This is a genomic window from Streptomyces sp. SCPE 10 (genome assembly GCF_051980735.1).
GTDB classification, from domain to species: domain Bacteria; phylum Actinomycetota; class Actinomycetes; order Streptomycetales; family Streptomycetaceae; genus Streptomyces; species Streptomyces misionensis.
Genome location: NZ_CP197069.1, coordinates 5,420,380 through 5,434,355 on the forward strand (window position 1 = coordinate 5,420,380; position 13,976 = coordinate 5,434,355).

Annotated in this window: 15 protein-coding genes; 10 read left to right on the forward strand and 5 right to left on the reverse strand. The window is 72.8% G+C overall.

Annotation, left to right across the window (positions count from 1 at the left end):
* Positions 1-55 precede the first annotated feature (55 nt).
* Both ACSP97_RS25205 and cofC read right to left on the reverse strand, forming a co-directional pair.
* The gene (locus ACSP97_RS25205; RefSeq protein WP_070022324.1) at positions 56-259 is read right to left on the reverse strand and encodes a hypothetical protein; all 204 of its coding nucleotides are present in this window, start codon (positions 257-259) and stop codon (positions 56-58) included.
* 70 nt (positions 260-329) lie between these two features.
* The gene (gene cofC, locus ACSP97_RS25210) at positions 330-968 is read right to left on the reverse strand and encodes a 2-phospho-L-lactate guanylyltransferase (protein WP_355151598.1); all 639 of its coding nucleotides are present in this window, start codon (positions 966-968) and stop codon (positions 330-332) included.
* 198 nt (positions 969-1,166) lie between these two features.
* On the opposite strand from cofC, the gene ACSP97_RS25215 reads away from it, so the two are divergent.
* The 3 genes from ACSP97_RS25215 to ACSP97_RS25225 all read left to right on the forward strand — a co-directional run bounded on the left by ACSP97_RS25215 (position 1,167) and on the right by ACSP97_RS25225 (position 4,205).
* Positions 1,167-1,937 (forward strand): lysophospholipid acyltransferase family protein, encoded by a 771-nt coding sequence (locus tag ACSP97_RS25215; protein WP_070022322.1) that lies wholly within the window; start codon positions 1,167-1,169, stop codon positions 1,935-1,937.
* A complete protein-coding gene (locus tag ACSP97_RS25220) occupies positions 1,934-2,944 on the forward strand; it encodes an NAD(P)H-dependent glycerol-3-phosphate dehydrogenase (RefSeq protein ID WP_440554367.1) in 1,011 nt (336 codons plus the stop codon). The genes ACSP97_RS25215 and ACSP97_RS25220 overlap by 4 nt, the downstream gene beginning before the upstream one ends.
* Positions 2,945-3,047: 103 nt before the next feature.
* Positions 3,048-4,205, forward strand: a complete 1,158-nt coding sequence (locus ACSP97_RS25225; protein WP_070022320.1) for a D-alanine--D-alanine ligase family protein — start codon at positions 3,048-3,050, stop codon at positions 4,203-4,205.
* A 13-nt stretch (positions 4,206-4,218) separates the two neighbouring features.
* On the opposite strand, the gene ACSP97_RS25230 is transcribed toward ACSP97_RS25225, so the two are convergent.
* Together ACSP97_RS25230 and ACSP97_RS25235 are read right to left on the reverse strand one after the other, a co-directional pair.
* Entirely contained in the window at positions 4,219-4,746 is a 528-nt protein-coding gene (locus ACSP97_RS25230) for a DUF3515 domain-containing protein (protein ID WP_355151593.1), read from the reverse strand.
* Positions 4,747-4,766: 20 nt separating this feature from the next.
* Positions 4,767-5,000: an Lrp/AsnC family transcriptional regulator gene (locus tag ACSP97_RS25235; RefSeq protein ID WP_037654619.1), complete on the reverse strand. Its 234-nt coding sequence runs from the start codon at positions 4,998-5,000 to the stop codon at positions 4,767-4,769.
* Between the two features lie 252 nt (positions 5,001-5,252).
* On the opposite strand from ACSP97_RS25235, the gene ACSP97_RS25240 reads away from it, so the two are divergent.
* The gene (locus tag ACSP97_RS25240) at positions 5,253-6,218 is read left to right on the forward strand and encodes a thiamine-phosphate kinase (protein WP_355151591.1); all 966 of its coding nucleotides are present in this window, start codon (positions 5,253-5,255) and stop codon (positions 6,216-6,218) included.
* Entirely contained in the window at positions 6,215-7,003 is a 789-nt protein-coding gene (gene thiD, locus ACSP97_RS25245; protein ID WP_355325328.1) for a bifunctional hydroxymethylpyrimidine kinase/phosphomethylpyrimidine kinase, read from the forward strand. The genes ACSP97_RS25240 and thiD overlap by 4 nt, the downstream gene beginning before the upstream one ends.
* Before the next feature lie 111 nt (positions 7,004-7,114).
* Here thiD and rpmB read toward each other — a convergent pair whose 3' ends face one another.
* A complete protein-coding gene (gene rpmB / locus ACSP97_RS25250; RefSeq protein WP_003993230.1) occupies positions 7,115-7,300 on the reverse strand; it encodes a 50S ribosomal protein L28 in 186 nt (61 codons plus the stop codon).
* 257 nt (positions 7,301-7,557) lie between these two features.
* Between rpmB and ACSP97_RS25255 the strand changes: the two genes are divergently transcribed.
* The 5 genes from ACSP97_RS25255 to ACSP97_RS25275 all read left to right on the forward strand — a co-directional run bounded on the left by ACSP97_RS25255 (position 7,558) and on the right by ACSP97_RS25275 (position 13,888).
* Positions 7,558-9,246 (forward strand): DAK2 domain-containing protein, encoded by a 1,689-nt coding sequence (locus tag ACSP97_RS25255; RefSeq protein WP_440554371.1) that lies wholly within the window; start codon positions 7,558-7,560, stop codon positions 9,244-9,246.
* 50 nt (positions 9,247-9,296) lie between these two features.
* A complete protein-coding gene (gene recG / locus ACSP97_RS25260; protein WP_440554373.1) occupies positions 9,297-11,516 on the forward strand; it encodes an ATP-dependent DNA helicase RecG in 2,220 nt (739 codons plus the stop codon).
* Positions 11,517-11,597: 81 nt separating this feature from the next.
* Positions 11,598-12,185, forward strand: coding sequence for a 16S rRNA (guanine(966)-N(2))-methyltransferase RsmD (rsmD, locus tag ACSP97_RS25265; RefSeq protein ID WP_355151583.1), 588 nt, complete (start codon positions 11,598-11,600; stop codon positions 12,183-12,185).
* Positions 12,186-12,211: 26 nt separating this feature from the next.
* Positions 12,212-12,691 (forward strand): pantetheine-phosphate adenylyltransferase, encoded by a 480-nt coding sequence (gene coaD / locus ACSP97_RS25270; RefSeq protein WP_355151746.1) that lies wholly within the window; start codon positions 12,212-12,214, stop codon positions 12,689-12,691.
* Positions 12,692-12,754: 63 nt separating this feature from the next.
* Positions 12,755-13,888, forward strand: coding sequence for an ATP synthase F0 subunit B (locus tag ACSP97_RS25275; protein WP_355151581.1), 1,134 nt, complete (start codon positions 12,755-12,757; stop codon positions 13,886-13,888).
* The last annotated feature ends 88 nt before the right edge of the window (positions 13,889-13,976 follow it).

Sequence of the window (13,976 nt, forward strand, 5' to 3'; positions counted from 1 at the left end):
CACGCGCCGGGCCGGACTCCTCGGGGAGTCCGGCCCGCGGCGTGTGCAAGGGCGGTTACAGCGTCTGGAGGGTGACGAGCGTGATCCGCAGCCCCTCGCCGGCCCCCTCCGTCTCGATGCGCACACGCTGCCCGGGCCGCAGCAGCCGCAGACCGCCGCGGTCGAACGCCGCCGCGTCGAAGGGCACCGGGGTGCCGTCGTCGAGCAGCACCTGTCCGCTCCGGGTCTCGGTGTCGTAGGTGTACGCGGTCGCCTGCATGGGGTTCAGCGTAGCCGTCCGGACCGCGGGCCACCGTGGTGCGGGGGGCGAGTGAGCCGGCCCGCGCCGGTCAGGCGCCGGGCACCGGCAATTCGGCGCACACGGCCGCCGTGCGCGGCCCGACCCCCAGGGCCAGCGCCGCCCGCAGATCGTCCCCGGTGTCCACGTCCTGGCGCACCGAATCCACGTCCGCCAGCAGGAGTTCCCGCGCGCCCGACGCCCGGTGCCGCGCCCGCGATCCCGTCCCGAACCCCGGCCGCAATTCCTCGCCCGCCCCGGCCGCCAGCAACGTCGTACCGACCCCCGCCGCGTCCGCGAGAAATGCCCGGGGGAATTCCGCGGCGGCGGAAAGCACCCGCTGGAGTTCCGCCGCCCGCAGCGCCGGCAGATCGGCGTTCAGGGCTGCCACGGCCGCACCCGGCCGCACCCGGCGCACGGTGCCCGCCCCGTGCGCGAGCGCCGCGTTCAGACCGCGCGCCGGGGTGTCCGGCACGACGCCCGCGCCCAGCTCCGCCAGCGCGCGCCCGGCCCGTTGATCGTCCGTGACGACCACCACATCCGAGACCGCCTCGCACGCCAGGGCCGCGGCCACCGTGTCCTGGGCGAACGCGAGGACCAGCCCCGGGCGGACCCCGTCCGCCGCGGTGTCCGCGAGCCTGCTCTTGGCCCGGGACAGGGGCTTCAGGGGGATGACCAACGTCCACTGCACCGGCGTACCGTCCCTCTCTCGTCGCGATCATTGTCACCCGCCGCCGTCCGCCACGGGTGTACGGGCGGGCGCGCGAAGCCCCGTGCAAGGACGGGGGCCGGTGACGGGCGGGCGTACGGTGTTCTCGACAGACCGGCGCTCCGGGGCGACACTTGTGCGGCCCCCGCCGGGGTGGCTGCCCTAGAGGAAGGTGTCCTTGTGCCCCGCCGCAGAATCGGCTTCTGGTACCGCTTCGCCGCGGTGATCTGCAAACCGCCGCTGGTGGTTCTGATCAAGCGGGACTGGCGTGGAATGGAGCACATTCCGGCCGAGGGCGGATTTATAACGGTGGTGAACCACAATTCCCACGTGGACCCCTTCGCATACGCGCACTATCAGTACAACACCGGACGGGTTCCGCGATTCCTGGCGAAGAGCGGGCTTTTCAAGAAGGGAATCGTCGGCGCCGCCATGCGCGGCACGGGACAGATTCCGGTCTACCGCGAGTCCACGGACGCGCTGAGCGCCTTCCGCGCCGCGATCGACGCCGTGGAACGCGGCGAGTGCGTCGCCTTCTACCCCGAGGGCACCCTCACCCGCGACCCGGCCGGCTGGCCCATGACCGGCAAGACCGGTGCCGCCCGCGTCGCCCTGCAGACCAAGTGCCCGGTGATCCCGGTCGCCCAGTGGGGCGCCAACGAACTGCTGCCGCCGTACGCCAAGAAGCCGAACCTCTTCCCGCGCAAGACCCACCATGTGCTGGCGGGCCCGCCGGTGGACCTGTCGCGTTTCTACGGCAGGGACATGACCCCGGACCTCCTCAAGGAGGCCACCGAGGTCATCATGGCGGCCATCACCCGTCTCCTGGAGGAGATCCGCGGCGAGAAGGCGCCCGAGACGCCGTACGACCCGCGCCGCGAGCGGATCGAGCAGCGCCGCCGCACCCAGCGGCAGAACAAGGGCCGGCAGGAAGAGGAGCAGAGCAAGTGAGCACGCCTGTGCGGGTGGCCGTCATGGGCACCGGCTCCTGGGGCACCGCCTTCGGCGTGGTGCTCGCCGACGCCGGTTGCGAGGTGACCCTGTGGGCCCGCCGGCCGCAGCTGGCCGAGGCGGTCAACTCCACCCGGACCAACCCCGACTACCTGCCCGGTGTGGAACTCCCGGAGAACCTGCGCGCCACCGCGGACGCCGCCGAGGCGCTGCGCGACGCGGAGTTCACCGTCCTCGCCATCCCCTCCCAGACCCTGCGCCAGAACCTCGCCGAGTGGCTTTCGCTGCTCGCCCCGGGCACCGTCCTCGTCTCCCTGATGAAGGGCGTCGAACTCGGCTCCGCCATGCGGATGAGCGAGGTCATCGAGGACGTCGCCAAGGTCGGCGCGGACCGCATCGCCGTGGTCACCGGGCCCAACCTGGCCCGCGAGGTCGCCGCCCGGATGCCCGCCGCCGCGGTCGTGGCCTGCGCCGACGAGGCCGTCGCCCGGCGCCTCCAGGCCGCCTGCCACACGCCCTACTTCCGGCCGTACACCGAGACCGACGTGGTGGGCTGCGAGCTGGGCGGTGCCGTGAAGAACGTCATCGGGCTCGCCGTCGGTATCGCGGACGGCATGGGGCTCGGCGACAACGCCAAGGGCTCGCTGATCACCCGGGGCCTCGCGGAGACCGCGCGGCTCGGCACGGTGCTCGGCGCCGACCCGCTGACCTTCTCCGGACTCGCCGGTCTCGGCGACCTGGTGGCCACCTGCTCCTCCCCGCTGTCCCGCAACCACACCTTCGGCACCAACCTCGGCAAGGGCATGACCCTGGAGGAGACCATCGCGGTCACCAAGCAGACCGCCGAGGGCGTCAAGTCCTGTGAGTCCGTGCTGGATCTGGCCCGCCGGCACGGTGTCGACATGCCGATCACGGAGACGGTCGCCGGCATCGTGCACGAGGGCAAGCCGCCGGTCGTCGCGCTCAAGGAACTGATGTCGCGCAGCGCGAAGCCCGAACGACGCTGAGCGAATCCGCGCGGACGCTGAACGAAATACACCCGTTTTCGTGCGTTCCCGGGCGGAGTCGACGCTGTATCCGGGCTCTACCAACGGGTACTCTCGACGCGATATGAGCACCGAGAACCTTCCCCAGAGCCCTGAGCAGCCGCAGCGCAAGCCGCGCGTGGCCGTCGTGTTCGGTGGCCGCAGCTCCGAACACGGGATCTCCGTGGTCACCGCCGGCGCCGTCCTCAAGGCCATCGACCGGACGAAGTACGACGTCCTGCCGATCGGCATCACCCGGGACGGCCGTTGGGCGCTGACGGCGGACGAGCCGGAGCGGATGGCCATCACCGACCGCTCCCTGCCCGCCGTCGAGGAACTGGCGGAGTCGCACGAGGGCGACGTGGTGCTCCCCGTCGCCCCCGCAAACCGCGAGGTCGTCTACAGCGAGCCCGGCTCCGTGCCCAAGGCGCTCGGCGAGGTCGACGTCGTCTTCCCGGTGCTGCACGGCCCCTACGGCGAGGACGGCACCCTCCAGGGCCTCCTGGAGCTGTCCGGGGTGCCGTACGTGGGCGCGGGCGTGCTCGCCTCGGCCGTCGGCCAGGACAAGGAGTACATGAAGCGGGTCTTCACCTCCTTCGGGCTCAAGGTCGGCCCGTACGTGGTGATCCGGCCCCGCGAGTGGCAGCGGGACGAGGCCGCCGCCCGCAAGAAGATCGTCGACTTCGCCGGCGAGCACGGCTGGCCGCTGTTCGTGAAGCCCGCCCGCGCCGGCTCGTCCATCGGCATCACCAAGGTCGACGACCTGTCCGGCCTGGACGAGGCGATCGCCGAGGCGCAGGCCCACGACCCGAAGATCATCGTCGAGGCCGCCCTGGTCGGCCGCGAGATCGAGTGCGGCGTCCTGGAGTTCGAGGACGGCCCGCGCGCCTCCGTGCCGGCCGAGATCCCGCCGCCGGACACGCACGCGTACTACGACTTCGAGGCCAAGTACATCGACTCCACGCCCGGCATCGTGCCGGCGCCGCTCACCGAGGAGGAGACCGCCGAGGTGCGGCGGCTCGCGGTGGAGGCGTTCGAGGCGGCGTCCTGCGAGGGACTGGTCCGCGCGGACTTCTTCCTCACCGAGGACGGGGAGTTCGTCATCAACGAGATCAACACCCTGCCCGGGTTCACGCCGATCTCGATGTACCCGCAGATGTGGCAGGCGACCGGCGTCGGCTACCCCGAGCTGATCGACCGGCTGGTGCAGGCGGCGCTGCGGCGCTCCACCGGTCTTCGCTGACCGGACGAACCGCTCAACCGCGCATGGAGGCGATCCCCTCGGGGATCGCCTTCTTCACGGCCGGGCCCAGGTCCTCCAGGACCTGGGTGCTGTGGTCCGGCCCGGACAGGCTCTTCGGCAGGGTCACCTGGACGTAGGCGCGGCGGCCCGACGTGGTGAACCGCCAGGTGCCGTCGGACTCCTTCTCCATCAGCCAGTCCACGCCGTTGACCCCGCCCGCGATCGCGTCGGGGTCCTGCCCCTGTGCCACCTTCGGGTCGACCATCTTCGGCGGCCGGACGATCCCGCAGCGCAGTATGATCGCCGGGTTTCCCCAGCCCGCCGTGTAGGCGGACCGGGGTTCGGGGTCGGCCCGGTGCCGCCCGTCCACCTCGGCGGGCAGCACCTTGTGCAGAGCCCGGCACAGCGGGGCGGTCTTCGCGTCGGGACGGGGAGCCGCCACCGTGGTGCCGCCGTCCCCGGAGCAGCCCGCGACCGCGAGCAGCAGGGCCGGCACGAGCGGGACGGCGAGGGCGAGGGGCCGGTGACGGAAGAAGTTCACCGGCCAAGCGTAGACGGGGGCTACAGATGCACGACCGGACAGGTCAGGGTGCGTGTGATGCCGTCCACTTGCTGGACCTTGGCGACCACCATGCGACCCAGTTCGTCGACGGTCTCGGACTGGGCGCGCACGATGACGTCGTATGGACCCGTCACGTCCTCGGCCTGGATCACTCCAGGGATCTTGCTGATCGTCTCGGCGACGGTCGACGCCTTGCCGACCTCCGTCTGGATCAGGATGTACGCCTGTACCACGGAACCTCCAGGGCGGCCACGAGGATCATGTGGGGAAAAGGAACGCCACGGTATCGCGTCGCCGCTCCCCGCGGGGAGACCTGCGGGAACCGGGCTTGCGCGCCAGGGTGCAGGCACGACGGAAGTTGACGGTCGCCCGGGGCCGGGCGGCGGTCCCGCGGACCGCGTCGGGGTCATCTCGACGGTATCGGGGACACTGATGACGCGCGAGTTCGCACGGTCAGGCACAGGCAGAGAAGGGGAGTCAGGGACATGAAGGGCACGGTTGGTGAGCTCGGGGAATTCGGGCTCATCAGGGAGCTCACCTCCCGTCTCACCACGACCCCGGCGGTGCGGATCGGTCCGGGCGACGACGCCGCCGTGGTGGCCGCGCCCGACCGGCGGGTGGTGGCGAGCACCGACGTCCTGGTCGAGGGGCGGCACTTCCGCCGCGACTGGTCCACGGCCTACGACGTCGGGCGCAAGGCGGCCGCGCAGAACCTCGCGGACATCGCCGCCATGGGCGCAGTGCCGACCGCGCTGCTGCTCGGCCTGGTCGTCCCGGCCGAACTCCCGGTCAGCTGGCCGACCGAGCTGATGGACGGGCTGCGCGACGAGTGCCAGGTGGCGGGCGCCGCCGTGGTCGGCGGGGACGTGGTGCGCGGCGACGGCATCACCGTGTCGATCACCGCGCTCGGCGATCTGCGCAACCAGGAGCCGGTGACCCGGGCCGGCGCCCAGCCCGGCGACCTGGTGGCCGTCACGGGCTGGCTGGGCTGGTCCGCGGCCGGCTACGCGGTGCTCTCGCGCGGTTTCCGCTCACCGCGGGCCTTCGTGGAGGCCCACCGCCGCCCCGAGCCGCCGTACCACGCGGGCCCGGCCGCCGCCTCGCTCGGCGCGACCGCGATGTGCGACGTCAGCGACGGTCTGATCGCCGATCTCGGGCACATCGCCGAGGCCAGCAAGGTCCGCATCGACATCCGCTCCGGCGCGATCGACGTGCCCACGCAGATGAACGACATCGGGCAGGCGGTCGGCGTGGACCCGATGCAGTGGGTGCTGACCGGGGGAGAGGACCACGCCATCGTGGCGACCTTCCCGCCGGAGACCAAGCTCCCGGCCCGCTGGAAGGTCATCGGGGAGGTGCTGAACCCCTCCGCGCTGCCCCAGGTGACCGTCGACGGCGCGCCCTGGACCAGCGCGGGCGGCTGGGACCACTTCGGGGACATCGAGTCATGAGCCCGCCCAGGGTGCTCACCGTGGCCGGCTCCGACTCGGGCGGCGGCGCGGGTGTCCAGGCCGACCTGAAGACCATGCTGGCGCTCGGCGTCCACGGGATGAGCGTGATCACCGCGGTGACCGCGCAGAACTCCCTGGGCGTGCAGGGCGCCTGGGAACTGCCCGCGGCGGCGGTCCGGGCCCAGTACCGCAGCGTCGTGGACGACATCGGCGTCCAGGCCGTGAAGACCGGCATGCTGGGGTCGGCGGAACTGGTCGAGACGGTCGCCGAGTTGATCTCCGGCACGGACGCGCCGGCCGTGGTCGACCCGGTGGGCGTCTCCAAGCACGGCGACGCGCTGCTCGCCGCCTCCGCCCTGGACTCCGTGCGCACCAGGCTGCTCCCGGCGGCGACCGTGGCCACCCCGAACCTGGACGAAGTGACCCAACTCACGGGGGTGGCGGTCGAGTCCGAGGGCGATCTGCGCCGGGCCGCGGCGGCGGTGCTGGCGTTCGGCCCGCGCTGGGTGCTGATCAAGGGCGGCCATCTGGCGGGCGACGCGGTGGACCTGCTGACCGACGGCGCCGAGGAGCATTGGCTGCGGGCGCCCCGGCACGACAACCGGCACACCCACGGCACGGGCTGCACCCTGGCCTCCGCGATCGCCTCGCACCTGGCCAAGGGCCTCGCCGTGCCGGAGGCGGTCGGCGCGGCCAAGGAGTACGTCACCGGGGCGATCGCGGCGGGGTTCTCGCTGGGGGCCGGGATCGGGCCGGTGGACCATGGGTGGCGACTGCGGGGCTGATCCGGGACGGGGTCGCCGGGGTCCCTTTCGGGTACGGCAAAAAGCCGGCCCACCCTGAGGTGGACCGGCTCAGTGCAGCGAACCAAGCGGTGGCCGCGCGCTGCTGTAGCGTCAGCGCGAGACCTTGCCCGCCTTGATGCACGAGGTGCAAGCGTTCACGCGCTTCGGCGTCCCGCCCACCACGGTACGCACACGCTGGATGTTCGGGTTCCAGCGGCGGGACGTACGGCGGTGCGAGTGCGAGATGTTGTTGCCGAAGCCCGGCCCCTTGCCGCAGACGTCGCAGTTGGCAGCCACGGGTCACTCCAAAGACTTCAGATGCACTTACGGATAATCCCGGCATGCCGGGATCGAGATCGTACGACCTGAGATCTGAGTGGCGGTGCCAGGGGGAAAAGCCCGATCGGATCGGGCAACCGGAGCAGCATACCAAGGCTGCGTCCGGGAAGCGAAACTACCATGACGGAGCGGGGTCCCGCCCCCGGCCCACTTCCGGCGGGCACCGCCCCGGGGTCTACGCTGCGACCACGTCCAGCCAGCTCAGGGAGGCGCAGGTGGCGCAGGTGCCGCAGACATTCCTCGATGCTCTCGCGGTACGCACCTGGTGCGGTCTGGCGCTGCGCGCGGTGGGCCGCGCGCGCGAGGACATCGACGCCATCAACGTCTATCCGGTGGCGGACGGCGACACCGGCACCAACCTCTACCTCACCCTGGAGTCGGCCGCGACGGCCGTGGAGGCCGTGTTCGCCGGGTACGAGACGGACCCCGCCGGGCCCCGGCTCGCGGACGCGGTGCGCGCGATGGCCCACGGGGCGCTGATCGGCGCCCGGGGCAACTCCGGCACCATCCTCGCCCAGCTGCTGCGCGGCATGGCCCAGGTCCTCGCCGCGGACGGCGCGGGGGCCCACTGCGACGGCCCCGGCCTGCGGCTCGCCCTGCGCCGGGCCGCCGACTCCGCCCGCCGGGCCGTGGCCCACCCCGTCGAGGGCACCGTGCTCACCGTCGCCTCGGCCGCCGCCGACGCCGCCGAGGGGGCGGAGGGCGACTGCGCGGCGGTGGCCCTGGCCGCCTACGAGGGCGCCCGCGCCGCCCTGGCGGCGACCCCCGGCCAGCTGGCGGTCCTAGCCCGGGCCGGGGTGGTCGACGCGGGCGGCCGGGGGCTGGTGGCGGTCCTCGGGGCGCTGGTGGAGACGTGCACGGGGGAGGCGGTGCGGGAGACGGCCGGGGCCCTGGAGGGCACCGGGATCCCGGACAGCGGGGCCGAGGGGTGCGGCACCGGGGCCCCGGACACCGGGGCCGAGGGGTGCGGCGAGGGGCCCGGCGGCCCCGCGTTCGAGGTGATCTACCTCCTGGAGGCCGACGACGCCGCCGTCGCCCGGCTCCGGGACCGGCTCGACGCCCTCGGGGACTCCCTGGTCGTGGTGGGCGGCGACGGGCTGTGGAACGTCCATGTCCACGTGGACGACGCGGGCGCCGCCGTGGAGGCGGGCGTGGAGGCCGGGCGGCCGTACCGGATCCGGATCACCCACTTCGGGGCCGGCGACGTGCACACCGGCGGCCCGGGACCGGCGCCCGAGCGGGCCCAGCGGGCCGTCGTCGCCGTCGTGCCGGGCCGGGGCCTGGCCGGGCTGTACACCGAGGCCGGCGCGACCGCCGTCCTCGCGCGCCCCGGGGAGCCGCCGGCCAGCGGGGAACTGGTGGCGGCGGTACGCCGGGCCCACGCGCGCGAGGTCGTCCTGCTGCCCAACGACGCCGAGCTGCGCGACACCGCGGCCGCGGCGGCCGAGCAGGCCCGCGCCGAGGGCGTCCGGGTGGCGCTGATCCCGACCCGCTCCGCGGTCCAGGGCATCGCCGCGCTCGCGGTGCACGAGCCGGGACGCCGCTTCGACGAGGACGTCGTGCAGATGACCTCGGCGGCGGGCGCCACCCGGTACGCCGAGGTCGTCGTCGCCGAGCACCGCTCCTGGACCACGGCCGGCATCTGCCAGGCCGGGGACGTGCTCGGCCTGATCGACGGGGACGTGGCGGTGATCGGCGCGGACGTCACCGCCACCGCCGAGACCGTCCTGGACCGCATGCTCCAGGCCGGCGGCGAGCTGGTCACCCTCGTCGTCGGCGACGAGGCGCCCGAGGCCGTCGCGGGACACCTGGAGACCCGGGTACGGGAGTCCTACCTGGCCGTGGACACGGTGGTGTACCGGGGCGGCGGCCAGGGCAGCCTGCTGCTCATCGGCGTGGAGTAGCCCCCCGTCGGGGCGGGCGTGCTGCCCGATTGTCGGTGCCGTGGTGTGCAATGGGTCTCGTGCCCGCACTGGAAGAACCACTGAAACAGCCGCTGAAGTCAGTGCTCGGCCCCGCCACCGCCAAGGTGATGGCCGAGCACCTCGGCCTGCACACCGTAGGCGACCTCCTGCACCACTACCCGCGCCGGTACGAGGAGCGCGGCCAGCTCACCCACCTCGCCGACCTGCCCATGGACGAACACGTCACCGTGGTCGCCCAGGTCGCCGACGCCCGGCTGCACAGCTTCGCCTCCGCCCGGGCGCCCCGCGGCAAGGGGCAGCGCCTGGAGGTCACGATCACCGACGGCAGCGGCCGTCTCCAGCTGGTCTTCTTCGGCAACGGCGTGCACAAGCCGCACAAGGAGCTGCTGCCGGGCACCCGCGCGATGTTCGCCGGCAAGGTCTCCGTCTTCAACCACCGCCTCCAGCTCGCCCACCCCGCCTACGAGTTGCTGCGCGGCGACGGCGAGGAGACCGTCGAGAACTGGGCCGGCGCCCTCATCCCCCTGTACCCGGCCACCGCCAAACTGGAGTCCTGGAAGATCGGCAAGGCGGTCCAGACGGTCCTGCCCACCGCCCAGGACGCCGTCGACCCGCTGCCCGGCGCCCTGCGCGAGGGCCGCGGCCTGCTGCCCCTCCCCGAGGCCCTGCTCAAGGTCCACCGCCCGCACACCAAGGCCGACATCGCGGACGCCCGCGCCCGCCTGAAGTGGGACGAGGCCTTCGTCCTCCAGGTCGCCCTGGCCCGCCGCCGGCACGCCGACGCCCAGCTCCCCGCGGTCGCCCGCACCCCCGCCCCCGACGGTCTGCTGACCGCCTTCGACGCCCGCCTCCCCTTCACCCTCACCGAGGGCCAGCGCAAGGTCTCCCAGGAGATCTTCGACGACCTGGCCACCGAACACCCCATGCACCGGCTGCTCCAGGGCGAGGTCGGCTCGGGCAAGACCATGGTGGCCCTGCGCGCCATGCTCGCCGTGGTCGACGCCGGCGGGCAGGCCGCGATGCTCGCGCCCACCGAGGTGCTGGCCCAGCAGCACCACCGCTCGATCACCGAGATGATGGGCGAGCTGGCCGAGGGCGGCATGCTGGGCGGTACCGAGCACGCCACCAAGGTGGTGCTGCTCACCGGCTCGATGGGCGCCGCGGCCCGCCGGCGCGCCCTGCTCGACCTGGCCACCGGCGAGGCCGGCATCGTCATCGGCACCCACGCCCTGATCGAGGACAAGGTCCGCTTCCACGACCTCGGCCTGGTCGTCGTGGACGAACAGCACCGCTTCGGCGTCGAGCAGCGCGACGCCCTGCGCGGCAAGGGCAAACAGCCCCCGCACCTCCTCGTGATGACCGCCACCCCGATCCCGCGCACGGTCGCCATGACCGTCTTCGGCGACCTGGAGACCTCCGTCCTCGACCAGCTGCCGGCCGGCCGCTCCCCGATCGCCAGCCACGTCGTCCCGGCCGCCGACAAGCCGCACTTCCTGGCCCGCGCCTGGGAGCGGGTCCGCGAGGAGGTGGCCGGCGGCCACCAGGCCTACGTCGTCTGCCCCCGCATCGGCGACGAGGAGGACGACCCGAAGAAGGCGGCCCGGAAGAAGTCCCCCGAGGACGAGGCCGAGAAGCGCCCCCCGCTCGCGGTCCTCGACGTGGCCGACCACCTGGCCAAGGGTCCCCTGCAGGGCCTGCGGGTCGAGGTCCTGCACGGCCGTATGCACCCCGACGACAAGGACGCGGTGATGCGCCGCTTCGCCGCGGGCGAGACCGACGTCCTGGTCGCCACCACGGTCATCGAGGTCGGCGTGAACGTGCCCAACGCCACCGCCATGGTGATCATGGACGCCGACCGCTTCGGCGTCTCTCAGCTCCACCAGCTGCGCGGCCGGGTCGGCCGCGGCTCGGCCGCGGGCCTGTGCCTCCTGGTCACCGAGATGCCCGAGGCGAGCGCCGCCCGCCAGCGCCTGAACGCGGTCGCCTCAACCCTCGACGGCTTCGAACTCTCCCGGATCGACCTGGAACAGCGCCGCGAGGGCGACGTCCTCGGCCGGGCCCAGTCCGGCGCCCGCTCCAGCCTGCGCGTCCTCGCCGTCATCGAGGACGAGGAGGTCATCGCGCAGGCCCGCGAGGAGGCGACGAAGGTCGTCGAGGCGGACCCCGAGCTGGCGCACCTGCCGGGCCTGCGCACCGCCCTGGACGCGCTGCTGGACGACGAGCGGGAGCAGTACCTGGAGAAGGGGTGAAGCGATCCTGACCAGGGGCGCGGGGGGTCGCGTCACCCGCCACAATGGAACGTCGAAGCCGCCCACCACGAAGGACCACACATGACCCGCGTGATCGCCGGCGCAGCCGGCGGACGCCGCCTGGCCGTCCCGCCGGGGACCGGCACCCGGCCGACCTCCGACCGCGCACGCGAAGGTCTCTTCTCCACCTGGCAGTCCCTCCTCGGCGGCCCCCTGGAGGGCGAACGCGTCCTCGACCTCTACGCCGGCTCCGGCGCCGTGGGCCTGGAAGCCCTCTCCCGGGGCGCGGGCCACGCCCTCCTCGTGGAGGCCGACGCCCGCGCCGCGCGAACCGTCCGGGAGAACGTGCGGAACCTGGGCCTGCCCGGCGCGGAGGTCAGGGCGGGCAAAGCGGAACAGGTCGTACGGACCGCGCCCCCCGCCCAGCCGTACGACCTGGTCTTCCTCGACCCCCCATATGCCGTCACAGACGACGATCTTCGCGAGATTCTCCTCACACTCCACTCGGAGGGCTGGCTCGCGAAGAACGCCCTCGTCACCGTGGAGCGCAGCACCAGAGGCGGCGAATTCCACTGGCCGGACGGCTTCGAGGCGATCCGCTCCCGTCGTTACGGCGAGGGAACGTTTTGGTACGGTCGCGCCGCCTCTACGTGCGAAGACGCACGATGACCGGACCGGAGAGCGAGGGATCTCAAGTGCGCCGCGCCGTCTGTCCCGGGTCGTTCGACCCGATCACCAATGGACATCTCGACATCATCGCCCGAGCCTCCAAGCTGTACGACGAGGTCTACGTCGCGGTGATGATCAACCAGTCCAAGAAGGGCCTGTTCGACATCGAGGAGCGGATCGCGCTCATCCGCGAGGTGACCACCGACTACGCCAACGTGCGCGTCGAGTCCCACCACGGGCTGCTCGTGGACTTCTGCAAAGAGCGCGACATCCCCGCGATCGTCAAGGGCCTGCGCGCCGTCAGCGACTTCGACTACGAGCTGCAGATGGCCCAGATGAACAACGGCCTCACCGGCGTCGAGACGCTGTTCGTGCCGACCAACCCCACCTACAGCTTCCTGTCCTCCTCGCTCGTCAAGGAGGTCGCGGCCTGGGGCGGCGACGTCTCCCACCTGGTGCCGCCGGAGGTCGTCACCGCCCTCAACAGGCGTCTGCGCAAGGACTGATGGGCGCGGGGGCTACAGTCGTCCCGTCCGTCTCCAACCGGCTGTAGAGAGTGGCGAGCACAGGTGGACGTGCAGAAGAAGCTCGACGAGATCGTCTCCGCGGTCGCCGGCGCCCGGGCCATGCCCATGTCGGCGTCCTGCGTGATCAACCGCGCCGATCTGCTCGCGATGCTGGAAGAGGTGCGCCAGGCGCTGCCCGGCTCCCTCGCGCAGGCGCAGGAACTGATCGGCGACCGTGAGCAGATGGTCGAGCAGGCCCGGCAGGAGGCCGAGCGGATCATCGAGAGCGCGCACGCCGAGCGCGGCTCGCTGATCTCCGGCACCGAGATCGCCCGCCGCTCCCAGGCGGAGGCGGACCGGATCCTCGCCGAGGCCCGCCGGGAAGCCGAGGAGGTGCGCGCCGAGGCCGACGACTACGTGGACTCCAAGCTCGCCAACTTCGAGGTCGTCCTGACCAAGACCCTCGGCTCGGTCGGCCGCGGCCGGGAGAAGCTGCTCGGCACCGGCCCCGGCCTGGACGAGCACGGCTACGAGGACGAGGACGCCCCCGAGCGCAGCCAGGACCCCGAGACCCTGCGGCACAACGCCGACGCGTACGTGGACGCCAAGCTGGGCGCCTTCGAGGCGGTGCTCGCCAAGACCCTGGAGGCGGTCGGCCGCGGCCGGCAGAAGCTGCACGGCCGGATCGCCACCGACGACCTCGGTGCCCTCGCCGACGACACCACGACCTTCCAGCACTCCAGCGACGCCGACTACCTGGCCGACCTGGCCGCCCTCGCCGACACCCCGGCCGAGCGCCCGGCGGCCCAGTCCCGGCCGGAGCGGCCCGCGTACGAGCCGGCGGCGGACCAGCACGGCTACGACCCCGTGCCGGAGCAGCCGTCGTACGAGCCGCAGCCCGCGTACGGGGCGTACGACCAGCAGCACCAGCAGCAGGGCGGCTACACCGGCTTCCCGCAGCAGGCCCCCTACGACCAGGGGACCCAGCAGCAGGACCCGTACGGCTACCAGCAGCCGGACCCCTACGCCTACCAGGGATATCCCCAGCAGGCCCCCTACGACCCCCAGCAGCAACACCAGGCCCCGCAGGCACAGGGGCAGCAGGACTACGCTCTGGACGAGACCAGCCTCTTCGACACCAGCATGATCAGCGCCGAGCAGTTGCGGGCGTACGAGCAGGGCCGCGGGCTGGGCTGACCGACCGGATTGGGTCCTGGGGCCAAGGTCCAGTATCCTGGCTCTTCGGTCGCGCGTGCCCTCATGCCGAGTGCGGAGTCGTCCGCGA

Coding starts and splice junctions, on each gene's coding strand:
- ACSP97_RS25205 (WP_070022324.1), bottom strand. CDS start 259: ATGCAGGCGACCGCGTACACCTACGACACCGAGACCCGGAGCGGACAG.
- ACSP97_RS25225 (WP_070022320.1), top strand. CDS start 3,048: ATGAGCACCGAGAACCTTCCCCAGAGCCCTGAGCAGCCGCAGCGCAAG.
- ACSP97_RS25240 (WP_355151591.1), top strand. CDS start 5,253: ATGAAGGGCACGGTTGGTGAGCTCGGGGAATTCGGGCTCATCAGGGAG.
- thiD (WP_355325328.1), top strand. CDS start 6,215: ATGAGCCCGCCCAGGGTGCTCACCGTGGCCGGCTCCGACTCGGGCGGC.
- recG (WP_440554373.1), top strand. CDS start 9,297: ATGGGTCTCGTGCCCGCACTGGAAGAACCACTGAAACAGCCGCTGAAG.
- rsmD (WP_355151583.1), top strand. CDS start 11,598: ATGACCCGCGTGATCGCCGGCGCAGCCGGCGGACGCCGCCTGGCCGTC.